We start from the raw sequence: 22,230 nt of genomic DNA, 5'->3' as shown, positions 1-22,230 counted from the left end.
CGGGGAGCTTCCACGGCGGAAATCTCTCCGTAACGCCCTACGTGTCTACTGATATGCAACAACGATTCACCACAGTGGACACCCTAAGGAGGGGCCCATGGTGACCGCAGCCCCCGATCCCGCCGAACTCCCCGATCTCGCCGAACTGGTCCGCGCCGACGGCATCGAGTTCGTCCTCGCCGTCTTCGTCGATCTGACCGGCAAACCGTGCGCCAAGCTCGTCCCGGCCCAGGCCGTCGAGGAACTCCGTGACGAGGGCGTCGGGTTCGCCGGGTACGCGGCCGGTGCGCTCGGCCAGCAGCCCAGCGACCCCGATGTCATCGCCCGCCCCGACGCGTCCTCGTACACCCCCGTCCCCTTCGTCAAGCCCGGCCTCGCCCTCGTCCACTGCGACCCGTACGTGGAGGGCGAACCCTGGCCCTACGCCCCGCGCGTCATCCTGCGCCGGCTGCTGGAGCGGGCCGCCGCCCAGGGGCTGTCGCTGTCCGTGGGCGCCGAGGTCGAGTACTTCCTCGTCAACCGGGACGAGCACGGTGTGCTGCGGGTCGCCGACTCCAGGGACACCGCCGCCCAACCCTGTTACGACGCACGCGGGTTGACCCGGATGTACGACCACCTCACCGCCGTGTCCAGCGCCATGAACTCCCTCGGCTGGGGCAACTACGCCAACGACCACGAGGACGGCAACGGCCAGTTCGAGCAGAACTTCAAGCACGCCGACGCCCTGACCACCGCCGACCGGGTCATCACCATGCGGTACCTGGTGTCGATGCTGGCCGAACAGCGGGGCATGACGGCCACGTTCATGCCGAAGCCGTTCACCGACCGCACCGGCACCGGCATGCACATGCACATGTCGCTCTGGCGGGGTGACCAACCCGCCTTCCCCGACGCCTCCGACGAGCGCGGCCTCGGACTCTCCCCGCTCGCCTACTCGTTCGTCGCCGGGATCGTCGAGCACGCGCGGGCGTTGCAGGCCGTCATCGCGCCGACCGTCAACTCCTACAAGCGCACCGGCGCGGTCAACACCCGCTCGGGCGCCACCTGGTCACCGCGCGTCGCCGGGTACGGCGGCAACGACCGCACCCACTTCGTGCGCGTCCCCGACGGCAACCGCGTCGAACTGCGCGGCGGAGACGGCGCCGCGAATCCGTATCTGGCTGCTGCCGCCGCCCTCGCCGCAGGCCTCGACGGCATCGAACGCGGCCTCGACCCGGGTGAGCCCGGCGCGGCCGGCAAGGGCCCGGAACTCCCGCCGACCCTGCTGCACGCCGTCGAGGCGCTCCAGGCGGACGAGGTGATCAGCGGTGCGCTGGACGCGGTCGGGGCCGGGGTGAGCCGGTACTTCGCCGATCTCAAGCGCGAGGAGTTCTTCGAGTGGCACGCGACGGTCGGGCCCTGGGAGCTGGACCGTTATCTGACTGCCTTCTGACCGTCCTCCGCCTTCTGATCGACTTCCGTCTTTTGGCCGCCTTCTGAAGGGACTTGAGATGTGCGGAATCGTCGGGCTCCATCTGCGGGAGCCCGCACTCGAACCCCGGCTCGGTGAACTGCTGGCCGCGATGCTCGGCCAGGTCGTCGAACGCGGCCCCGACTCGGCGGGCGTCGCGGTCTACGGCGACCCGCGACTGTCCCCGCCGGGACGGACCGTCGTGTCGCTGCTGGGCACCTCGAAGACCGAGGTGGAGGCCGTGCTGCCGGGCGTACAGGCCTACGATGCCGACGCCACGACCGTGGTCCACGCGGACGTCTCCTCGGTCGCCGCCGCGCTTCCCGGCGCCCGGGTCATCGGCTCCGGCGAGGGATTCGCCGTGCTCAAGGGCACGGGAAATCCGGTGCAGTTGGCGGACGCCTTCGGGCTCGCCGGCGTCACCGGCTGGCAGGGCGTCGGCCACACCCGTATGGCCACCGAGTCGGCCGTGACGCCCGAGGGTGCGCATCCGTTCTCCGTCGGCCCCGGACAGTGCCTCGTGCACAACGGCTCCTTCGCCAACCACGCCACCATCCGGCGTCAACTGCGCGCCCAGGGCGTCGAGTTCGACAGCGAGAACGACTCCGAGGTGGGTGCGCGGTTCGTCGCCCATCAGCTGGAACAGGGCGCCGATCTCGAGAAGGCGCTGCGGTTGTTGTGCGAGCGGTTCGACGGTTTCTACACGTTGCTGGTGTCCACCGGTGACTCCTTCGCGGTCGTCCGTGACGCCATCGCCTGCAAGCCGGCGCTCGTCGCCGAGACCGACGCGTGGGTGGCCATGGCGTCCGAGTACCGGGCCCTCGATGTCCTCCCAGGCATCGAGAACGCCCGCATCTTCGAACCCGAGCCGGAAGAGGTGTACGTATGGCGACGTTGATCGACCTGGCGGAGTCCCCGGTGCGGGAGTTGAACCAGGCGTTGCATTCGCCCGGCGGCGTGGATGTCTGGCGGGTGGTGAATCCGCGCGGGGCGCACGCCGTCGCGTGCGGTATACGGGAGGAACTCACCGTCGATGTCGAAGGGCACGTCGGCTATTACTGCGCCGGTATGAATCAGCGGGCGACGGTCACTGTTCATGGCAATGCGGGTACGGGGGTTGCCGAGAACATGATGTCCGGGGTGGTTCGGGTGCGGGGGAATGCGTCGCAGTCGGCCGGGGCCACGGCGCATGGGGGGCTGCTGGTTGTCGAGGGGGACGCTTCTGCTCGGTGTGGGATCTCCATGAAGGGGGTGGACATCGTGGTGGGGGGTGATGTCGGGCATATGAGTGCGTTCATGGGGCAGGCGGGGCGGTTGGTTGTTTGTGGGGATGCGGGGGAGGCGCTGGGGGATTCGCTGTATGAGGCTCGGATTTATGTCCGGGGGACGGTGAAATCACTTGGGGCGGACTGTGTCGAGAAGGAGATGCGGCCCGAACATCTTTCGGAGCTGGGGGAGTTGCTCAAGGCGGCTGAGCGGGACGAGGATCCTGGGGATTTTCGGCGGTATGGGTCTGCCAGGGCGCTTTATCACTTCAAGGTTGATAATTCTTCGTCGTATTAGCGATGTTATCGGCTGACGGCCGGTGGGGGCTGGTCGCGCAGTTCCCCGCGCCCCTAAGGGCGACAACTCGCCCCCTATTCAGAGGAGCTGAACCCTTGGAAGCCGCATCCCGTGGTCTGCGTGAGTCCGCTACCTTCGACCGCGCCACCATCCATGCCATCCAGCGTGCCGCCGAGACCGGGATCTACGACATCCGGGGCTGGGGCGCGAAGCGCCGACTCCCGCATTTTGACGACCTGTTGCTGCTCGGGGCCTCCATGTCCCGCTATCCCCTTGAGGGTTACCGGGAGCGTTGCGACACCGACGTCGTTCTCGGGACCCGGCATGCCAAGAACCCTCTCCGCCTCTCCACCCCCGTCACCATCGCCGGTATGAGCTTCGGGGCCCTCTCCGCGCAGGCCAAGGAGGCCCTCGGGCGCGGTGCCAGCGAGGTGGGTACCTCCACCACCACCGGGGACGGGGGGATGACCCCCGAGGAGCGGGGGCACTCGAAGCACCTCGTCTATCAGTATCTGCCGTCCCGGTACGGCATGAATCCCGACGACCTGCGGGCCGCCGACGCCATCGAGGTCGTCCTCGGGCAGGGGGCCAAGCCCGGTGGTGGGGGCATGCTGCTCGGGCAGAAGATCACCGAACGGGTCGCCGGTATGCGGACGTTGCCCGTCGGGATCGACCAGCGCAGCGCCTGTCGGCACCCCGACTGGACCGGCCCCGACGACCTCGCCATCAAGATCCTCGAACTGCGCGAGACCACCGACTGGGAGAAGCCGATCTATGTGAAAGTCGGCGCGACCCGGACGTACTACGACGTGAAGCTGGCCGTGCATGCCGGAGCCGATGTCGTGGTCGTCGACGGGATGCAGGGCGGTACCGCCGCCACCCAGGACGTCTTCATCGAGCACGTCGGTATCCCCACCCTCGCCGCGCTGCCCCAAGCCGTCCAGGCACTCCAGGAGTTGGGCGTCCACCGCGAGGTCCAGCTGGTCGTGTCCGGCGGTATCCGCTCGGGCGCCGACATGGCCAAGGCACTCGCCCTGGGTGCGGACGCGGTCGCCATCGGCACGGCCGCGCTCATCGCACTCGGCGACAACCATCCGAAGTACGACGCCGAGTACCGCGAACTCGGCTCCGCCGCGGGCTACTTCGACGACTACCAGGACGGCCGCGACCCCGCCGGCATCTCCACCCAGGACGAGCAACTCGCCGCCCGCCTCGACCCCGTCGACGCCGGTCGCCGCCTCGCCAACTTCCTGCGCGTGATGACCATGGAGGCGCAGACCCTCGCCCGCGCCTGCGGCAAGTCCCACGTCCTCCACCTGGAGCCCGAGGACCTGGTCGCGCTCACCATCGAGTCCGCCGCCATGGCCCGTATCCCGCTCGCCGGCACCAACTGGATCCCCGGAGCAGGCCTGTGATCGCCGTCCTCGGCGCCGGGCTCATGGGGGCGGCCACCGCCTGGCAACTGGCCCGGCAGGGGCACGAGGTCACCCTCATCGAGGCGTACGACATCGGCCACCGGCACGGCAGTTCGCACGGCACCTCCCGGATCTTCCGGCGGGCGTACGCCGACCCCCTCTACGTCGGGCTGACCGGGCAGGCGTACGAGCACTGGCGCGAGCTGGAGCAGGACAGTTCAACTCCCTTGCTGCGTACGACCGGTGGGCTCGACCTGGGGGAGGGGCGCGACCCGGAGGGGCTGGCCGCCGTACTGGGCGCCGCCGGAGTCCCGTACGAACTCCTCGACGCCGAAGCCGCCGCCGAGCGCTGGCCGTACATCCGCTTCGAAGGCCCGGCGCTGTACCACCCGGACGCCGGTGTCGTCGACGCCGACCAGACCGTCGCGGCGTGTGTGCGGCGGGCTGTCGAGCATGGCGCCGACGCGCTGATCGGCGTACGGGTCGAGCGAGTCGAGGTCGGGGAGAGGGTTCGTCTGCACACGGACGACAGGCGGGAACTCGTTGCCGACACGGTCGTCGTCGCCGCTGGTGCATGGCTGCCCGATCTCCAACTGCCCGTCCCTCTACCGCCGTTGCGCGTCACCCAGCAGCAGGTCTTTCACTTTCCGCAGCGGGAGCGGGGCGTGCGGTGGCCGATCCTGGTGCACAAGGACGAGGCCATGCAGGTGTTCGGGCTGCCGTCCGGTGCCGACGGCGGGCCGCTGCCCGCGGTCAAGGTCGCCGAGCACGACCGGGGGACCGTCACCACCGCCCGTACCCGCAGCGGAGTCGTCGATCCGTCGTCGCGGGCGCGGGTGAGCGACTTCGTCCGGGAGCGGCTGCCCGGCCTCGTCCCCGAACCGGTGGCCGAGACGACCTGTCTCTACACCACCACCCCCGACGAGGACTTCGTCCTGGACCGGCACGGGCCGCTGGTCGTCGTCTCGCCGTGCTCCGGCCACGGCGCCAAGTTCGCCCCGCTCATCGGCGCGATGGCCGCCGACCTCGCCACCGGCCGCACCGAGCCCCACCCCCGCTTCCGGCTGAAACGCGCCGGTTAGTATGCGCCGATGACCGACCACCCCGACCACCCCGACCATCCAGAAGACGCCGACGGCTCCGAAGCCTCTGATGCCTCCGACGACAAGGCGCTGGAGCGGATCATCGCCGTCCGGGCCCGTGAGTACCGGCAGGCGGCCGGGCTGTCGGTCGGGGAGATGGCGCAGCGGGTCGGTATCTCCAAGGCCATGCTGTCGAAGATCGAGAACGCCCAGACCGCGTGCAGCCTCACCACGCTCTCCCGGCTCGCGCGCGGACTCGACGTCCCGGTGACCGCCCTGTTCCGGGGCATGGACGACGAGCGCGAGGCCGTCTTCGTCCCGGCGGGACACGGCGCGCGGATCGTGCGGCGGGGGACGAAGGTCGGCCACGAGTACGCCCAGCTCGGCTCGCTCCGGGGCACCCACAAGCGGATGGACGCCCTGCTCGTCACGCTGACCGAACAGAGCGAGGTCTTCCCCCTCTTCCAGCACGCCGGCACCGAGATCATCTACATGCTGGAGGGCGTCATGGCCTACGGCCACGGCAAGTCCAGCTACACCCTGCGCCCCGGCGACGCCCTCCAGTTCGACGGCGAGGCCCCGCACGGCCCCGAACGGCTGCTCGAACTCCCGATCCGCTTCCTGACGGTGACGGCCTTCGGCGACAGCCCGCAGCACTGAGACCGGGCCTTGAGCAACACCGAAACCGGGCCTTAATCGGTCACGGAGTTGTCCTGTAACGCACCACATGTCTACTGCGGTGAAACCTTGTTTCCTTCGGCTGGACTTCTCCGCGGAGTGTGCGCATGGACACCGGAAGTACCGCTTGGATGCTCGCGAGCACGGCACTCGTCTGTCTGATGGTGCCGGGCCTGGCGCTCTTCTACGGCGGCATGGTCGCCGCCAAGAGCGTCCTGAACATGATCATGATGACCTTCGGCTCCGTCGCCCTGGTCGGCTGCATCTGGGTCGTCTACGGCTTCTCGGCCTCCTTCGGCGACTCGATCGGCGGCGCCGGCCTGCTCGGTGACGTCACCGAGTACTTCGGTATGAGCGGCGTCATCGCGGACGACCCGAAGGCGGTCATCCCGCTCTCGGTCTTCGCCGCCTTCCAGGCCCTCTTCGCGGCCCTCACCGCCGCCCTGATCTGTGGTGCCATCTCGGACCGCATCAAGTTCGGCGCCTGGATGGCCTTCACCGGCATCTGGGTCACGCTGGTCTATCTCCCGGTCGCCCACTGGGTGTTCGCCTTCGACGGCAAGGACGTGGTGGGCGGCTGGATCGTCAACAAGCTCGGCGCGATCGACTTCGCGGGCGGTACGGCCGTCCACATCAACTCCGGCGCGGCGGCCCTCGCCGTGATCCTGGTCCTCGGCAGACGCATCGGCTGGCAGAAGGAGGGCGGCCAGGAACGTCCGCACAACCTCCCCCTGGTGATGCTCGGCGCGGGCCTGCTCTGGTTCGGCTGGTTCGGCTTCAACGGCGGCTCCGCGCTGACGTCTTCCAACGCCGCCTCCGTCGTCGTACTGAACACCTTCACCGCCACCTGCTCCGCGATGCTCGGCTGGCTCCTCGTGGAGAAGCTCCGCGACGGCCACCCCACGACCCTCGGCGCCGCCTCCGGCGCGATCGCGGGCCTGGTCGCGATCACCCCGTCCTGCGGCGCCGTCTCCCCGATCGGCGCCCTCGCCCTGGGCGCGATCGGCGGCGCGGTCTGCGCGCTGGCCGTGGGGCTCAAGTACAAGTTCGGGTACGACGACTCCCTCGACGTCGTCGGCATCCACCTCGTCGGAGGCATCACCGGCACCCTGCTGGTCGGCGTCCTCGCCACGTCGGACGCCCCCAACGGCGTCGACGGCCTCCTCTACGGCGGCGGCCTCTCCCTCCTCGGCAAGCAGGCGGTCGGCGCGTTCGCCGTCCTCGCGTACTCCTTCGCCGTGACCTGGCTGATCGCCAAGGCCCTGGACAAGACGATGGGCCTGCGGGTCCGCCCCGAGGTCGAACAGGAGGGCGTCGACGTCCACCTGCACGCGGAGAGCGCCTACGACCTCGCCCACCCGCCGACCACGGCGTCTGTTCCGGAGCCTGCCGCTGCGGGATAGGTCCCGCCCGAGCCTGCCGCCGCGGGTTGGGTCCCGCCCCAGCCCGCTACCGCAGGACAGACCCCGCCCGGACCCGCGTGACGACCCGCGCCGCCTGCCCCTCGTTCAGCTCCTCGCCAGCCCCCGCAGGAGCAGTTCGACCAGGCGGCGCGGGTCGTAGCGCGGGTCGTTGTCGTGCCCGATGCACAGGTTGCCGATGCCGCGCATCAGTTCGTACGGCTGTGTGCCGGGCCTGATCTCGCCCGCACCGGCCGCCGCGTCGAGCAACTCCCCGCAGACCGGCACCAGTCGGTCGAGGAAATAGGTGTGCAGGGCCTCGAAGCCGCTGTTGTCGGACTGCATCGCGTTGGCCAGGCCGTGCTTGGTGACCAGGAAGTCGACGAACAGGTCGGCCCACTGGCGCAGTGCCGTGAGCGGTGAGTCCGCCTCGGCCAGCAGGGCCGGGCCCGCCTCGGCGCAGGCCTCGACCTGGTGGCAGTAGACGGCGACGACGAGATCCGCCCGCGTCGGGAAGTGGCGGTAGATCGTGCCCATCCCGACGCCCGCCCTGGCCGCGATCTCACGGATCGGCGCGTCGACGCCCGAGGTGACGAACACCGCGGCGGCGGCGTCGAGCAGCGTCTGCTGGTTGCGCTGCGCGTCGGCCCGCTTGCCCCGGGGCGGCACCCCACCCGACTGGCCCGAGCTGGCCATCACGACCCCTTCCGGCTCTCGTTGACTAAACGGAACAGCGCTCCGTATATTAAACGGAACAGCGCTCCGCTTCAGCCTATCCGAAAGGCACTGCGCGTGATGACTGAATCGACATCGACGTACCCGACTCCGGTCCTCTCCGTCGGCCCGTTGGTGCTGCCGACGCCCGACCGGGCCGTCGACCTGCACCTGCGCGTCTCGGCGCCCATGACCGGAGGCGACGGGAACGACCTGCCCGTCATCCTCCTCTCGCACGGCCAGGGCTACTCGAACAACCTCTCCTCGCTCAACGGCTACGCGCCCCTCGTCCACCACTGGGCGGCGCAGGGCTTCGTCGTCATCCAGCCCACGCATCTCAGTTCGACGACCCTGGCCTCGATCCTGCCTCCGGACACCCCCGGCGCGCCCCTGTACTGGCGCTCCCGCGCCGAGGACATGACACGCATCCTCGACCGGCTCGACGAGATCGAGGCCGCCGTCCCGCAGCTCCCCGGGCGCCTGGACCGCGACAGGGTCGCTGTGGCCGGGCACTCGATGGGCGGCCACACCGCGAGCCTGCTGCTGGGCGCCCGGCTCACCGACCCGGACGACGGGACGGAGGTGGACCTGACCGAGCCCCGGATCAAGGCGGGCGTCCTGCTCGCCGCGCCCGGCCGAGGGGGCGACGCCCTCACCGAGCACGTCACCGAGAACTGGCCGTTCTTCTCGACCACCGACTTCTCCCGGATGGCGACGCCCACCCTCGTGGTCGCCGGTGACAAGGACGCCTCCGCCCATCTGACGGTCATGGGCCCGGACTGGCACACCGACCCGTACGTCCTGGCCCCGGCCCCCAAGTCCCTGCTCACCCTGTTCGACGCGGAACACGGACTCGGCGGGATCTCCGGGTACGACGTCGCCGAGACCACGGACGAGAACCCCGCCCGCGTGTCCGTGCTCCAACGCCTCACCTCGGCCTACCTCCGCACCGAGCTGTACCCCGGCGACCCTGCCTGGCGGACGGCGCGCGAGGAACTGGCCGTCGGGCCCGACCCGCTCGGCCAGGTCGAGTCCAAGTAGTGAGCAAGCAGGGCGAGTTCAAGTAGCAAGCGAGTAAGGCGAGTTCAAGTAGGCAGGGAAGGCGGCGAGGAAGCCGTCACGATGAACCGGCGGCGCCCCGGCTCATCGCGAGCACGGAGTCCTCTGCCGAGGCCGGTCAATTCAATCGCGCCGCATCGCCGCCACGAACCGCCGCGCCACATCCACGAGTTCACTGCCCGGAGCGTCGCCCAGCAGCTCCGCCGTCAGTGTGACGTCCTTGGTGAGGGCCGCGTCGGCCGCCGTACCGGCGATCCCGGTGAGGGAGCCGGCCCGCAGCCGTACCCCCGAGGCGACACAGGCCGAGCTGCCCGTCGTCAGGATGTCCGCGAGGGCCGCCGGATCGACCCCCAGCGACTCCCCGGCCCGCATCGCGTCGTCCGCGAGGACGATCTGCGCGGTGAACAGGGCGTTGTTGACGAGCTTCGCGTACGACCCGGCCCCCACCCCGCCCAGATGCACGACGTGTTGCGAGAGCGTGGCCAGCAGGCCGGACACGTCGGCCAGCGCCCCGGCATCACCGCCCACCATGATCGTCAGCTCGCCCGCGAGGGCCCGCGCGCTGCCTCCGCTCACCGGTGCGTCGAGGACGCGCAGACCGTACGGCGTCGCCCGCTCGGCGATGCTCCGGATCTGCGCGGGCGACAGCGTGCTGTGCACGAGGACCACGCTCCCCGGTTTCAGGGCCCCGGCCAGTCCGTCCGCCCCGAACAGCACCTCCTCCACGCCCGCCGCGTCGAAGACGCAGATGCCGACCGCGTCGACCGCCGTGCCCAACTCGGCCGGGGTCGCCGCGAACGTGACGTCGTCCGCACCCGCGAAGGGTTCCAGCGACGCCTGCCTACGGGCGTACAGGGCGAGGCCGTGCCCCTCGGCCCGGATGCGCTGCGCCATCGGCAGACCCATGCTGCCGAGCCCGATGAAACCGACCTTCACGATGCCGCCCTCCGTGTGTCCTGGTTGTCCGGTCGGCTGTTCGGCGCGTCGGCCGTCCGCAGCACCTTCTCCTCCACCGCGTCCGACGACAGCACCGTCCCGATGATCCCGAGGTCGGCTCCCGCGTTCCGCGCGACCTCGCGCACCACGGTGACGTCCTTGAGCATGAGCACCGACAGCCGGTCCGCGACCGCGTCGACCGACCCTCCGCCGGCCACGATGCCGAGCGCGCGACTCGCTCCGCTGCCGTGCTGCAACGCGCCCAGGATCGCCCGCTCGTCGATCCCGAGCGATCCCGCCAGCCGTACCGCGTCGACCGCGAGGCCGACCTGCGCGACGAACAGCGCGTTGTTCACGAGCTTCACCCGCTGACCGTTCCCGGCCGCACCGACCCACAGGATCGGCGAGGCGTACGTCGCCAGCAGCGGCCGTACGTCCTCCAGAACCGTTTCGTCGCCGCCGACCCACAGCGTGAGCCGGCCCTCGGTGATGTCGTTCGGGCCGCCCGAGAGCGCGGCGTCGAGCACCCTGGTCCCGCGTTCCGCCGCCGCCTCGACGAGCAGGCGGGCGGTCGCGGGGTCGGAGGTGGTGTGCTGGATCAGGGTCGCCCCCGGGCGCATGGCCGCCAGGGCGCCGTCCGGGCCCAGGCACACCGACCGCACCTGCTCGTCCGTCAGGACGGCGACGAACACGGCGTCTGCGTCCCGGACGGTCTCCGCCACCGTCGCGGCGCAGATGAGGCCGTCGGCCTCGGCGGACGCGCGGGACTCCGGACGGCGTACGAGAACGGTCACGTCGTGTCCCGCGGCCCGCAGCCGGTCGACGATCGGCCGGCCCATCCGGCCCGCCCCGATGAATCCGAGCCTCACTGCTCCTCCGGTGTCGGCCGCACAGCAGGATCAGGTTCTCCTGAGCGAGAAGCAGGCTCTCTCGTTCACCTCAGGACAGTAGCGGGGCCTCGCGTCTCAGTACAGACCGTTCCTGGAGACTGAGCGGGAGTCCTGTTGCCAGAACCCATGCTCGGCCGAACGCCCCGGACGGTGTTGGGCGTTCTGGTTGCCCGCGTTCGCTCCGCGCCCGGCGCGCACGGATCGTGTCCGTGGTCCGGGGATGAGGGGGCGGGGTTCCTCACGCCCAAGGACGCCTGGCCTGGCCTGGACGGTCCGATGCCCCGCACGATCACTCTGGTCGTGCGGGGGCGGTGCCGTCCGTCGCCGGATCGGGTGTCCCTGGGCGCGCCTTCCGATCGCCACGGCAGCAGCATCATGGCGTGTGGTGGTGCGGGTTGTCGTGATGAGGGGTTTCTGCCAGTGCTGGGCGCCCCATCGGCTGGTGTAGGCCGGGTCCACGGCGATGACCGTGATACCCGTCTGATCCGCCATCGAGGACAATCGGGCACGGAGCTTCCCCGTGGGCATGCCGGAGATCAGCTGCCGGAAGCGTTTCCTGCGGCCGTGCTTCTCCCTTGTCTTCTCTGCGGCGAAGTTCAGGTCCTCCACCGCGATCGCCTTCACGCCGCAGGTGCGGGCCCAGTGCAGGAGGCGGGTGAGGGCGTGGCGGACCTGGGCGTCGCGGTGCTGAGTGGTGCCGGTCAGGTCGTAGAAGAAGCGGCGCGGGCTGCCGGTCGGGTTGCCGTGGGTGTCGAGGCGCCAGGCGGCGAGGTGGTCGGCGTTCATGTCGACACCGATCACCCCGTGGGCGAGCGCGGCCTCGATGGGCAGGGTGGTCGTGGGTGGGATCTGCCAGGACGCCGTCACATACCAGCGGTCCCGACCGGTATCGAGGTGGATGCGGTAGGCGATTGCCCGGTTGGCCGCGACACGGTCCGCCCACTCGGTGCCCCGGTGGGCGAACGTGAGCCGGCAGGCCAGGACGTAGCGTCCGTGCGGGGCGTTCGCCAGATGCGTGAGGGGTGCGGGGAGTTTGATGCTCGCCTCGCCGTCCGGGCTGACACGGATGGTCTCGTTGCCGTAGCGCTTGCCGGACTCCCCGTCCGCCTGGCAGAACCAGCGCTCCGCCTCCCAACGCCCACGCCACGCGGACTCGGTCAGCTGTGCCGCTTCCAGGTGGTGCCGGGTGCGGGCCAGTTGCTTGCCGCCGCGTACGACGTGGACGAGTCCGGCTTCGCGGTCGGCCCGCGCGGCAGTCAGTCGGTCTTCCAGCACCCGCAGCCGCCGTGACTTGGCGTGCCATTCCCGCTGTGACCGGTAACCCCCGGGCGCCTTCTTCGTCCCCTTCTGCCCGACCGGCTGGGACAACCGGTCCCCGATGGTGCGGACACCGGCTTCCAGGTGGTGGATGTGCGCCGACTGGCCACGGCGGGCCACTGCCCACTGGTCATGCGTGGCTTTGGTGATACTGCCCGCCCACCGCGACGACGACAGAGCGGTCAGTTCCCGCTTACGCATCGCCCACGTCTCGCCGGAATGCGCCAGGCCGTCCCGGCAGCGAGCCTTGAGGTCCTTCGAGGCCAGCGCCCCCTGATGTGCACCCACCAGACGCAGCACCTTCTCATCGCCGGGCGTCAGGTCCTTGAGACGGGTCCGGACAGCCACACCACTCGGACCGGACACGACGAACGGAGCCGCGATACTCCTCAGCCCACTCACCCCGTCACCCCCACCCGGCATCCCGCCCGAAGAACCCGTCACCGTGAGAAACGAGCACCACCCATGAAGGTCACGCATTCGACACAAGAACATCAGTTCCCCACCGAGAGCCGACCTCACGGCCGAGACGCGCGACACAACACAGACCAGCAGCACTCACTCCCGCTCACCAGAACGCTCTTGAACGCACTCCAGCGACAACAGCTCCAAACCCCTTGCCGTTAACGGAGTTGCGCCACACGTTCCCGGCCGTGTCGCGGGAGACGATGTCCGCCTTCGCGTCGCCGCCCGTCAGAGGTGCGGCCATGGGCCGCTGGCCGGAGACGTCCGCCACGCCCAGGCAGGAGCTGCTCCGCCGGGACGGAGGGCGGGTCGGGACCGGCGGTCACGGTGAGAACGGCGAGCGTGGCGATGACGCCACGGGCGACGGTACGACGGGCCGACTCGGGCCTCCTGGACGGAAAAAGATCCAGTCCCCCGGCCATCCCCACGAACAAGCGCCAAGAGGCTAACACCAGCCACATGCCCATCAGGCCATGTACTGGTCAAAAGCGCCGTTCGACCGTCCGCGCGAGAATCCCCAACGTCGCCCGCAGCGCCGACTCCTGGAGGATCGGGAACACCTCGGCGGCCCGGTACCGCTCGTGGATGCGACTCCAGTCGTAGTACGAGGTCACCTCGGTGCCGTTCGAGATGGGGCGGAGCCGGTAGCCGAAGTGGTGGTTGACGGAGGGCCGGAAGTCGGGGGACGTCGGGGTCCACTCGATGAGCGTGTCCTGCTCGAACCGGGTGATCTCCACGGTGACGTCGTACCGGCCCATCGGCAGGTCGCCCAGCGCCTCGCGGTCCATGTGCACGACGAACGAGTCCCCGGCCGCGCGCACCGCCTCGCCGTCGGCGGCCTGGAGCATGCCCGAACTGTCGATCGCCACATGCCCGTCGGGGTCGCAGAGGAGGCCGAAAATCCGGGTCGGCGTCGCCGCTATCTCACGGGACACCTCGAACCGCTCCACCTGCTCCACGTGCTCCACCTGCTCCGTCGCCATGACTCTCCCTCTCGCCCTCGCCGACCGGCCGGAAGTCTAACTACCGGCAGCTACCGGCCCCGGCTGTACCGCGCCGCCACCAGCGCGATGTCGTCCTCCGGGTCGTCGGGGGCCACCCGGTCGAGGACCAGGTCGAGGAGGTCCTCGGGGGCCGGGCAGCCACGGATGCGGGTCAGGCGGCGCAGGGAGGCGTCGATGTCCTCGTGGCGGCGTTCGATCAGGCCGTCGGTGTAGAGGAGCAGGGTGTGGCCGGGCTCGCAGGGGGCGGTGAAGGAGACGTACCGGCTGTGGCCGGTGCCCAGGGGCGGGCCGGGCGGGACGGGGAGGAGGGTGGCGCGGCCGTCGGGGCGGAAGACGACGGGCGGGAGGTGTCCGGCGCTGGCGTAGGTGCAGATGCCCTTGCCGGGGTCGGCGATGGCGATCACGCAGGTCGCGGGGCGGTCGGCGGCGGTGGTGTGCAGGAGGTGGTCGAGTTCGAGCAGGATGCGGTCGGGGCCGGGTTCGCGGGCGGCGACCACGCGAAGCATGGCCTGGTAGCGGCTCATCGCGACGGCGGCCTCCAGACCGTGGCCCATCACGTCGCCCAGGGCGAGCAGGGTGCGTCCGTCGTCGAGGGCGACCGTCTCGTACCAGTCCCCGCCGACGAGGACACCGCGTCCGGCGGGCCGGTAGCGGTAGGCGACGTCGACGTCCGGGTGCGGCCGGCCCGGCTCGGCCAGCAGGGCGCGCTGGAGCTGGACGACGGAGTTGTGCTCGGTGGTGTAGCGGCGGGCGTTGTCGAGGCTGATCGCGGCCCGGCCTGCCAGGTCCTGGGCGATCACGGCGTCGGTCTCGCCGAACAGGGGCGAGTCGCCCGCGCGGACCATGGTGACGGTGCCCACCTGCTGGCCGCGTGCGGTCAGCGGCACGATCAGGGCGGAGTGGATACCGGCGGCCAGATAGGCGGCGACGTTCCCGGTGTGGGGCGCCGAGCGGCTCATCTCCTCCTCGTCCATCAGGTTGTCGATCACCGGACGTCCGGTCTCCAGACAGCGGACGAGGGACGAGCCGGGCTTGTGGTCGACGTACTCGCCGGGCCGGCCCAGCGGCCGCATGACCGTCTCCAGCTCGGGTACGGCAGCCAGCGCGGCCCGGCGCAGCCGCAGCGAGCCGTCGCGGGGCGCCCGGCTGGTGCCGTGCTCGGGGAGGATCTTCACGGTGGCGGCGTCGGCGAGCTTCGCCACCAGGAACTCGGCCAGCTCCTGGCAGGTGGTGTCCATGTCCAGGGTGGTGCCGACGCGGGTGGCGGCCTCGTCGAGCAGGGCCAGGCGCTCGCGGGCCCGCTCCAGCTCCCGCTGCTCCTGCCGGGCGGCCGAGATCTCCAGCACGATGCCGACGAGCCCCAGGGTCCGGCCGTCCTGCCGCAGCCGGTGGTAGGCGCCGTGCCAGTAGCGGCGTTCCAGCGGGGAGTCGGCCTGGGTGTGCCCGCTGGAGATCGTCTCGCGCGGGATGCCGTCCGCGATCACGGCCCGCAGCACGTCCTCGCGGGGATCGACCCCCGGGACGACCTCGGCGACGGTACGCCCGATGTGGTCCTCGGCCGGTACGCCGTTCATGTCGGCCAGGGTGGCGTTGACGTACCGGAAGCGCAGCTGGGTGTCGAGGACGGCGATCGCCGCGGGCGTCCCGTCGAGAAGCTGCCCGAGCAACTCGCGCACCTGCGCGGACCAGGCGTGCGGGAAGCCCTGAGCGCCCTCCGGCGGCCCCACGCCGGTGGCCTCGCGCTCACCGTTGCCCGCGCCCTCGTCGCCGGCCCGCTGCCGGTCCACCCAAGCATCCGACCACGAGTCGGGGGCGAGCGCATGCGGAGTTACGGAGGCATGCTCCGGTTGCGGTTGCGGTTGCGGTTGCGGTTGCGGTTGCGGGAGCCGGGAGCCGGGAGCCGGGAGCCGGGAGCCGGGAGCCGGGAGCCGGGGGCGCCGGGGGAGCCTTCGCCGTAGCGACGGATTTGGTGGAGCGGGCTCCGGAGCCGGCCCAGGGGCTCCTGGAGGTGACCGGCCCGGAGGGAAGGGAGCCCCGGGCGGTGCGGGATCGCGGCGCGTGGTTCACACGTGGTCCTGGTGGCCCGGCGCCGGGGGCGGCTCGACGAACCGGCCGCCGAACTCACCACGGCGCACGGCATCGAGGCCACGGCCACCCCCCTCGACCTCGGCCTGCCCGCACCGGGGCGCAGCGGCGCGCTTCGAAAATCGCTGCCTGATTGTTGGATCATGGTGATAGACAGCCGGAGTGGAAACGACTCTGGACTTCCCCGATCTGCTGCGGCTGATCGACGAACGGTCGACCGCGTTCCGTACGGCGGTCGCCTCCGCGCCCAGCCTCGACGTGCAGGTGCCGACCTGCCCCGAGTGGACGCTGTTCGATCTGGCGCAGCACATCGGCGAGGGGCGCCGCGCCTGGGCCGCCACCGTCGCCGCAGGGCCTGCCGCGACGGCCAAGTCCGAACCGGAGAACGCCCCGGCCGCCCCTCGGGAGCACGAGGCCCTGTCGGCCTGGCTGGCCGAGTCGACGCGGGAACTGCTGGACGCACTGCGGGAGGCGGGCCCGGATCGAGGTTGCTGGACGTGGTGGGGCGCGTCGCAGTCGCCGAAGACCTGTGGCGCCGTAGCCCGGCACCAGCTCCAGCAGATGACGGTGCACACGTACGACGCCCAGGTCACCGCGGATCCCCCGCAGCCGCTGCCGGCCGAGGTGGCCCTCGATGGTGTCGAGGAGTTCCTCTCCACCTGCGTCGCCACAACGAGCGCCTGGCCGCACAAGCCCACCGCTTTCGACTTCCACGCCACCGAGGGCCGCTCCTGGCGCCTCACGCTCGACGGCACCGGCGCACGCGTCGCCACTGCCGCCGAGACTCCGGACGCGCCGGGCGTCTCCGTCCACGGCACGGCCAGTGAGCTGGTCCTCTTCGTGTACGACCGCATCCCGCCGGACGTCTTGCGGATCGACGGAGACGCAGCCCTGTTCGACCTGCTCCGGGCATGGGAGCCGGAGGAGTAGGGCGTGGGACTGGTGGGCTCGCATGTTGAGGCGTCGCGTGTGTATCGCATCTCTGATGCGGCTGCGGTGCGGCGACTTGAGAGAAGGTGGCGCGCCCACACGGTCCGTCCGCCCAGCCGGCCTCGCTGTCAGTGCTCTGTGCCATCATGCGGACGCGTCCCGGGGGAGCGGGCCGCGGTCTACTGATTTGCCAGGGGGATGGGGATGGGGATGGGCGCGGGTAAGGAGCCGGACGGCTCGTCCAGGTCCGACGAGGAGTGGGACCGGTTTCTGCGCGAGTCGGTGGCGGGTACCGCCGACTCGCCCAAGGAGCCGTCGGCGCGGGCCCGCGACGTGGCGAAGCGGCTGCGTGAGGAGCCCGGCCCCGGCCCGGAGGGCTGGCGCAGCTACACGCCCGCGCGGCCCAAGCGGCGCACGGGCTGGTACGTGGTCGGACTGCTGGCTTCGTTGATGCTGCTCGTGGTGGCGCTCGCGCCGGGACGGATAGTGGACCTGTTCGCCGGCGACGACTCTGCCTCCCCGCCGCCGTCGCCCGAGACCGCGAGCCCGACCGAGGCACCCGCGGAGGTGGCGGCCCAACGCCCCACCCTGGACGAGCCGTTCCGCGGTTCGCCGGCGGCGAGCTGGGCGAGCGGAGCGGCGGGGATCACCGTGCCGAAGGCAGGGGCGGTCGGCTGGATGAGCGCGGCCGAGGTCGAGCGGGCCCTCGCCCGCAGCCGGGACTTCCTCGTCGCGTCCGGCCTGGACCGCGCGGTGCTGCGAGGCGAGCGCCCCGAGAAGGCGATCGCACTGATCAACCCGCATCAGAAGGACGTCCAGGACTTCCTGAGGACCTCTTTCCGAACCCCGAGCGAGAAGAACGACCCCCTCTTCCTCTTCAGCCGCTTCCAGTCGTCCCACACCCACCTGGTCGGCGACGTCGTGAAGACCTGGGGCCGGCTCACCTACCGGGAGGGCGAGCGCGACGCGCTCCAGGTGACCGCCGACATCACCTTCGTCTACCCGGTCACCCGCGCGGACGGGGGCGGCGACGAGGTCGTGCGCACGATAGTCCGGCGCGAGCTGGTCCTGAGCTGGGACGACCCGGACAAGGTGATCACCGAGCCGGGCACGTTCTCGATCGTCTCGTACAAATACGACGTGACCAACGGCGGCTGCGGCGCCCCCACGGGCTACTTCACCCCGCCCTTCGACACGGACGACCAGACGACCGAAACCGGCCCGGAGATCGACCCGTACGACCGCAGCGCGCCGGTCGGGCAGGCCGGGTCCGCCGGGGACGAGTGTGTGAGGGCGACGCGGTCGTAGGGCGGTCCCGCCCACCAGCCCCCACACCCACACCCACCCAGCCACCCCGCACCCCGGACCCGTACGTCTGGACCCTCCCCAGCCCCCACCACGCCCGCTGGCGCCGCTGGCACCGACGTACGCAGCACATCCCACCCAAGGACCGAACGTCCCCGCTCCTCCCCGAGGAACCCTGCTGGCAGCAACCCGCACACACTCCACCCCGCCCCCTGAACCGGACACCGCACGACGACCCCGTACGCCTCTACGTACTCCAGGCCCTCGGCGAGGAATGGTGACGCCAGGATCTAGGCTGCGGTCAGGACCTTGGAGGGGGGCCGGGATGGGTTTTGAAGGACAGGTCTGGCGCCTGGAGCGGGATCGGCAACTCCTCGGCGAGATCCTGATCGACGACGCCGACTTCCCCTGGCTCAGTGGCCGCTTCGCCCCCGAGTCGGCGTTCGCCGAGGTCGAGCCCTGGTTCGTCGAGCTGCTCGCGCTGGTCGAGACGGAGGAGCACGAGCGGTTCGACGACGCGTTCGACCGGATCGCCCGTGCCCTGACTCTGGTGTCGCCGTCGGGGCCGGTTGCGGAGTTCCTCCTGCACATCGAGGGTGACCAGGCCTGGTTCCGCTGGAGCGACGAACCGTTCGATGACCCCGTCGATGACCCCGTCGACGAACCCGCCGACGGACAAGGCGAACCGTAGGACGCCAGTCGCCAGCGTGTCGCCCCGACCGCAACACGAACAGGAACAGAACCCTCCGTATCCCGTCGAAATCTGATCCCTTTCGCTCTACAACCCTTGATCTGCCTCAGAAGTCTCTTTGCGTGAACCATGAGGTTCTACGGTGTTCGCGGGTTTGCCGTGACTCTCGATGGGCAAGCGCTCGCCGTTCCGCTGTCGGCCGCTGACGCCGTTCCAGGGGCGCAGACGGTCGGTGCGGGCGAGCTTTCCGATGGGGGAAAATCAGGTGTCGATGCAGGGTGCGGACAGTGGGCCGCCGATGCGTGGGCGGGTCACGGCCGGGATGCAGAAGGTGATCCCGTCTCCGAGGCAGCCCCTCCCGCTGGCCACTACCGAGCATGCGCCGGGGCCTGCGGGGTCCGCAGGGGCGACGAAGAAGCCCACCCGGACGACGGCGAAGCACGCCGCCCTCCCGGGGCGCGGCGACCGTCGGCTCTACGCCATCGACGGGCTCCGTCTGCTCGCCGCCCTCGTCGTGGCCCTGCATCACTACGCCGGGACCTGGAGGGTCAACCAGCCGGACAACGCGATCTGGGGCCGGGCGGTGTCCGACATCATGCCGACCTGGTTCCGGTTCTCCGCGTACGGCTGGCTCGGCGTCGAGATCTTCTTCGTGATCAGCGGGTTCGTCATCTGCATGTCGTGCTGGGGGCGTACCCCGCGCCAGTTCTTCACCTCCCGCGTGATCCGGCTCTACCCCGCGTACTGGTTCGCCATCATCTTCACCTCGGCCTTCCTGGTCGCCGTGCCCGGCGTGTGGGAACGCCACCGGGCACGCGAGATACTGCTCAACTTCACGATGCTGCAGTCCGGTTCGCGCGCCCCGAACGTCGACGGCGTGTACTGGACCCTCTGGTCGGAGCTGCGCTTCTACCTGCTCTTCATGGCCGTCGTCGCGACCGGGCTGACGTACCGGAAGGTCGTCGTCTTCTGCTGCCTCTGGGGCGCCGCCTCGATGATCGCGCCCGCCGCCGGCTTCCACCCGGCGACGCTGATCATCAACCCGGAGGGCTCCTGGTACTTCATCGCCGGCCTCGCCCTCTACCTCATGCACCGCTTCGGCCAGGACCTGCTGCTCTGGGGCATCCTCGCCATGTGCTGGATGATGGGCCAACTGGAGATAGGCCATCGCATCGACACGATCGAACGGGTCTCCAGCTGGCGCGCCAGCGTGCTGATCTTCACGCTGTTCCTGCTCCTCATGGTCGCCATCGCGCTCGGCTACACCGACCGCATCCGCTGGAAATGGCTGGTCACGGCCGGTGCGCTGACGTACCCGTTCTATCTGATGCACTACCTCGTCGGTACGACGATCATCAACCGCCTGCGCGACACCATGGACGCCCGCCTCCTGGTCGTCTCCGTGATCGTCGGCTTCCTGGTGCTGAGCTGGTTCGTCCACAAGTTCGTCGAAGCACCCCTGGCGCGGATCATGAAGCGGGGCCTGGACACGTCGTTCGCGCGACTGCGCAACGCCTCGTCCATGCACTGACCGGCCGACCGCGCCCCTACTGCCGAAACCCCGGGTCACCCTCCTGGCCCGGGGTTTCTCGGTGTTCGCGGACGGTCCAACAGACGTCCGTCCCAAGGGCGTTGACCCGCCCCGGGCGCACCAGCAGAATGAGCCCGCGCGTTCATGAGAGCGCTCTCAGGCCAGCAGAGGAGACCCATGAACGCCAGGTCCGACCGAGAAGGCACACCGCGCCCGGCGCTCAGCCGCCGTACGCTCCTCGGCGCCGCGGCCCTCACCGCGGCGGCCTCCGGAACCGCCTACGCGGCCGTCAACACCCCCTCCTCCAAGGGGGCGTCGGGATCCACCGGAACCTCCTCAACCTCCTCCGCCCAGCGCCGGGCCCACACCTTCCTCGCCGCCGCCATGGACGCCTACCCCGACCACGGCGACCTCCGCCTCACCCAGAGCTACACCGACCAGGCGGGCCTGTTCAGCACGGCGTTCACCTACGACAACGCCCTCGCGATCCTCGCCCACCTCGCCGTACGCACGGAGTCGGGGCGGGCCCGAGCCGTCGCCCTCGGAGACGCCCTCCTCTACGCCCAGGCCCACGACCCGGCGTACGACGACGGCAGGCTCCGCCAGGCCTACAACGTCGGCCCGTACGTCTTCTTCGACGGCGTCGCCCAGCCCGACGGCTTCGTACGCGCCGACGGCACCGCCAACGTCGGCACCCAGTTCGGCTTCACCGGCACGGCAGTTGGCGACATGGCCTGGGCCGGTATCGCGCTGAGCGCCCTCGCCCGCCGGACCGGTGCGCGCCGCTTCCTCGACGGCGCCGTACGGATCGGCACCTGGATCGAGGCGAACGCCAGTACCGACCAGCCCCTCGGCGGCTACAAGTTCGGCGTCGACGGCGCCAACCAGAAACTCCCCTTCAGCTCGACCGAGCACAACACCGACCTGGTATGCCTCTTCGGACGGCTCGCGCTGCTCACCGGCGACCCGGTGTGGCGGCAACGGCGGGCGAGGGCAAGGGCGTTCGTAGAGAAGATGTGGCAACCCACCACCGGATCAGGAGCAGGCGGCTTCTTCTACACGGGCACCAACGACGGTGTGACCGTCAACAAGTCCCCGATCCCCGAGGACACCCAGACCTGGACCCACCTCGCCCTCAACTCCCGCGCACAGCACAGCCGTTACTCCCGCTCATTGGACTGGGCCGCCACCGAACTGGCCGTCCTGGACCGCTCCGACCGCACCAACAGCACAGTCCCCGCAGGCCAGTCGTACGAGGGAGTCACCTTCAGCTCCGCGAGCCTGCTGGCGAACGAGGACGCGCCCATCGCCGAGTTCCAGCCCAAGCCGAACCGCAACGGCGTCTGGTTCGAGGGGACCGCGCACCTCGCCCTAGCTCTCCGCGACCGCGCCGGCCACGGCGACGAGGCCCGCGCCCACCGCCTGATCGCCTCCATCGAACGGGCCCAGGAACTCCTCGGCACCACCCAGACCATCGGCACCCGCCCCCTCCCCGAACGCGCCGGCGTCGTCTCGGCAACCAGCCCCCTCGACACCGGATTCGGCTTCGGCTACTACCCGTACCGCCACGTGGGCGCAACGGCCTGGTACCTGCTGGCGGCGACCCGCACGAACCCGCTACGAGCGTGATTTCCCGCCCACCCACCCCCACCGCACTTCAGCACCGGCCCGGGCATTTCAGCCCGTTGGGGGTGTGCGTGAAGTGCGGCGAGGGC

Annotated in this window: 19 protein-coding genes; 13 read left to right on the top strand and 6 right to left on the bottom strand. The window is 70.5% G+C overall.

From position 1 onward, the window contains the following. Nucleotides 1-97: 97 nt before the first annotated feature. The 7 genes from glnT to ACWCRB_RS16300 all read left to right on the top strand — a co-directional run bounded on the left by glnT (nt 98) and on the right by ACWCRB_RS16300 (nt 7,591). Nucleotides 98-1,432, top strand: coding sequence for a type III glutamate--ammonia ligase (glnT, locus tag ACWCRB_RS16330; protein ID WP_450996686.1), 1,335 nt, complete (start codon nt 98-100; stop codon nt 1,430-1,432). A gap of 58 nt (nt 1,433-1,490) precedes the next feature. After that, on the top strand, nt 1,491-2,348 hold the full coding sequence (locus ACWCRB_RS16325; protein ID WP_450996685.1) for a glutamine amidotransferase: 858 nt from the start codon (nt 1,491-1,493) through the stop codon (nt 2,346-2,348). Next, nucleotides 2,336-3,013 (top strand): GltB/FmdC/FwdC-like GXGXG domain-containing protein, encoded by a 678-nt coding sequence (locus tag ACWCRB_RS16320; protein WP_450996684.1) that lies wholly within the window; start codon nt 2,336-2,338, stop codon nt 3,011-3,013. Before ACWCRB_RS16325 ends, ACWCRB_RS16320 begins: the two co-directional genes overlap by 13 nt. A gap of 95 nt (nt 3,014-3,108) precedes the next feature. After that, nucleotides 3,109-4,428 carry an FMN-binding glutamate synthase family protein gene (locus ACWCRB_RS16315; RefSeq protein ID WP_450996683.1) on the top strand — a complete coding sequence of 440 codons (1,320 nt, stop codon included), beginning with the start codon at nt 3,109-3,111 and terminating at the stop codon, nt 4,426-4,428. After that, entirely contained in the window at nt 4,425-5,510 is a 1,086-nt protein-coding gene (locus ACWCRB_RS16310) for an FAD-dependent oxidoreductase (protein WP_450996682.1), read from the top strand. The genes ACWCRB_RS16315 and ACWCRB_RS16310 overlap by 4 nt, the downstream gene beginning before the upstream one ends. Nucleotides 5,511-5,519: 9 nt before the next feature. Next, complete coding sequence (locus ACWCRB_RS16305; RefSeq protein WP_450996681.1) at nt 5,520-6,170, top strand: helix-turn-helix domain-containing protein; 651 nt, start codon at nt 5,520-5,522, stop codon at nt 6,168-6,170. A gap of 125 nt (nt 6,171-6,295) precedes the next feature. Further along, nucleotides 6,296-7,591: an ammonium transporter gene (locus ACWCRB_RS16300; protein WP_450996680.1), complete on the top strand. Its 1,296-nt coding sequence runs from the start codon at nt 6,296-6,298 to the stop codon at nt 7,589-7,591. A 105-nt stretch (nt 7,592-7,696) separates the two neighbouring features. Here ACWCRB_RS16300 and ACWCRB_RS16295 read toward each other — a convergent pair whose 3' ends face one another. Next, nucleotides 7,697-8,284 carry a TetR/AcrR family transcriptional regulator gene (locus tag ACWCRB_RS16295; protein ID WP_450996679.1) on the bottom strand — a complete coding sequence of 196 codons (588 nt, stop codon included), beginning with the start codon at nt 8,282-8,284 and terminating at the stop codon, nt 7,697-7,699. Between the two features lie 99 nt (nt 8,285-8,383). On the opposite strand from ACWCRB_RS16295, the gene ACWCRB_RS16290 reads away from it, so the two are divergent. Further along, a complete protein-coding gene (locus ACWCRB_RS16290; RefSeq protein WP_450996678.1) occupies nt 8,384-9,343 on the top strand; it encodes an alpha/beta hydrolase family protein in 960 nt (319 codons plus the stop codon). Between the two features lie 141 nt (nt 9,344-9,484). Here ACWCRB_RS16290 and ACWCRB_RS16285 read toward each other — a convergent pair whose 3' ends face one another. The 5 genes from ACWCRB_RS16285 to ACWCRB_RS16265 all read right to left on the bottom strand — a co-directional run bounded on the left by ACWCRB_RS16285 (nt 9,485) and on the right by ACWCRB_RS16265 (nt 15,760). Beyond that, on the bottom strand, nt 9,485-10,297 hold the full coding sequence (locus ACWCRB_RS16285; protein ID WP_450996677.1) for an NAD(P)-dependent oxidoreductase: 813 nt from the start codon (nt 10,295-10,297) through the stop codon (nt 9,485-9,487). Next, nucleotides 10,294-11,166 (bottom strand): NAD(P)-dependent oxidoreductase, encoded by an 873-nt coding sequence (locus tag ACWCRB_RS16280; protein ID WP_450996676.1) that lies wholly within the window; start codon nt 11,164-11,166, stop codon nt 10,294-10,296. The genes ACWCRB_RS16285 and ACWCRB_RS16280 overlap by 4 nt, the downstream gene beginning before the upstream one ends. Nucleotides 11,167-11,262: 96 nt before the next feature. Further along, a complete protein-coding gene (locus ACWCRB_RS16275; protein ID WP_450996727.1) occupies nt 11,263-12,927 on the bottom strand; it encodes an IS200/IS605 family accessory protein TnpB-related protein in 1,665 nt (554 codons plus the stop codon). A 524-nt stretch (nt 12,928-13,451) separates the two neighbouring features. Then, a complete protein-coding gene (locus ACWCRB_RS16270; protein ID WP_450996675.1) occupies nt 13,452-13,952 on the bottom strand; it encodes an SRPBCC family protein in 501 nt (166 codons plus the stop codon). Nucleotides 13,953-14,002: 50 nt separating this feature from the next. Beyond that, the gene (locus tag ACWCRB_RS16265) at nt 14,003-15,760 is read right to left on the bottom strand and encodes a SpoIIE family protein phosphatase (RefSeq protein WP_450996674.1); all 1,758 of its coding nucleotides are present in this window, start codon (nt 15,758-15,760) and stop codon (nt 14,003-14,005) included. Between the two features lie 460 nt (nt 15,761-16,220). On the opposite strand from ACWCRB_RS16265, the gene ACWCRB_RS16260 reads away from it, so the two are divergent. From ACWCRB_RS16260 to ACWCRB_RS16240, 5 genes are all read left to right on the top strand, one after another. Beyond that, nucleotides 16,221-16,988 carry a maleylpyruvate isomerase family mycothiol-dependent enzyme gene (locus tag ACWCRB_RS16260; RefSeq protein ID WP_450996673.1) on the top strand — a complete coding sequence of 256 codons (768 nt, stop codon included), beginning with the start codon at nt 16,221-16,223 and terminating at the stop codon, nt 16,986-16,988. A gap of 210 nt (nt 16,989-17,198) precedes the next feature. After that, nucleotides 17,199-18,296, top strand: a complete 1,098-nt coding sequence (locus ACWCRB_RS16255) for a hypothetical protein (RefSeq protein WP_450996672.1) — start codon at nt 17,199-17,201, stop codon at nt 18,294-18,296. A gap of 322 nt (nt 18,297-18,618) precedes the next feature. Continuing rightward, the gene (locus ACWCRB_RS16250; RefSeq protein WP_450996671.1) at nt 18,619-18,984 is read left to right on the top strand and encodes a hypothetical protein; all 366 of its coding nucleotides are present in this window, start codon (nt 18,619-18,621) and stop codon (nt 18,982-18,984) included. Between the two features lie 265 nt (nt 18,985-19,249). Next, complete coding sequence (locus ACWCRB_RS16245; protein ID WP_450996670.1) at nt 19,250-20,515, top strand: acyltransferase family protein; 1,266 nt, start codon at nt 19,250-19,252, stop codon at nt 20,513-20,515. A gap of 177 nt (nt 20,516-20,692) precedes the next feature. Continuing rightward, nucleotides 20,693-22,144, top strand: a complete 1,452-nt coding sequence (locus ACWCRB_RS16240) for a Tat pathway signal sequence domain protein (protein WP_450996669.1) — start codon at nt 20,693-20,695, stop codon at nt 22,142-22,144. The last annotated feature ends 86 nt before the right edge of the window (nt 22,145-22,230 follow it).

This window comes from Streptomyces sp. NPDC002156 (assembly GCF_053593675.1).
This window is presented reverse-complemented; position numbering and strand designations above follow the sequence as displayed.

Excerpts from the sequence above, each read along its gene's own strand:
- glnT (WP_450996686.1), top strand. The coding sequence starts at position 98 with ATGGTGACCGCAGCCCCCGATCCCGCCGAACTCCCCGATCTCGCCGAA.
- ACWCRB_RS16325 (WP_450996685.1), top strand. The coding sequence starts at position 1,491 with ATGTGCGGAATCGTCGGGCTCCATCTGCGGGAGCCCGCACTCGAACCC.
- ACWCRB_RS16320 (WP_450996684.1), top strand. The coding sequence starts at position 2,336 with ATGGCGACGTTGATCGACCTGGCGGAGTCCCCGGTGCGGGAGTTGAAC.
- ACWCRB_RS16305 (WP_450996681.1), top strand. The coding sequence starts at position 5,520 with ATGACCGACCACCCCGACCACCCCGACCATCCAGAAGACGCCGACGGC.
- ACWCRB_RS16300 (WP_450996680.1), top strand. The coding sequence starts at position 6,296 with ATGGACACCGGAAGTACCGCTTGGATGCTCGCGAGCACGGCACTCGTC.
- ACWCRB_RS16295 (WP_450996679.1), bottom strand. The coding sequence starts at position 8,284 with ATGGCCAGCTCGGGCCAGTCGGGTGGGGTGCCGCCCCGGGGCAAGCGG.
- ACWCRB_RS16290 (WP_450996678.1), top strand. The coding sequence starts at position 8,384 with ATGACTGAATCGACATCGACGTACCCGACTCCGGTCCTCTCCGTCGGC.
- ACWCRB_RS16275 (WP_450996727.1), bottom strand. The coding sequence starts at position 12,927 with ATGCCGGGTGGGGGTGACGGGGTGAGTGGGCTGAGGAGTATCGCGGCT.
- ACWCRB_RS16270 (WP_450996675.1), bottom strand. The coding sequence starts at position 13,952 with ATGGCGACGGAGCAGGTGGAGCACGTGGAGCAGGTGGAGCGGTTCGAG.
- ACWCRB_RS16255 (WP_450996672.1), top strand. The coding sequence starts at position 17,199 with ATGGGCGCGGGTAAGGAGCCGGACGGCTCGTCCAGGTCCGACGAGGAG.
- ACWCRB_RS16250 (WP_450996671.1), top strand. The coding sequence starts at position 18,619 with ATGGGTTTTGAAGGACAGGTCTGGCGCCTGGAGCGGGATCGGCAACTC.
- ACWCRB_RS16240 (WP_450996669.1), top strand. The coding sequence starts at position 20,693 with ATGAACGCCAGGTCCGACCGAGAAGGCACACCGCGCCCGGCGCTCAGC.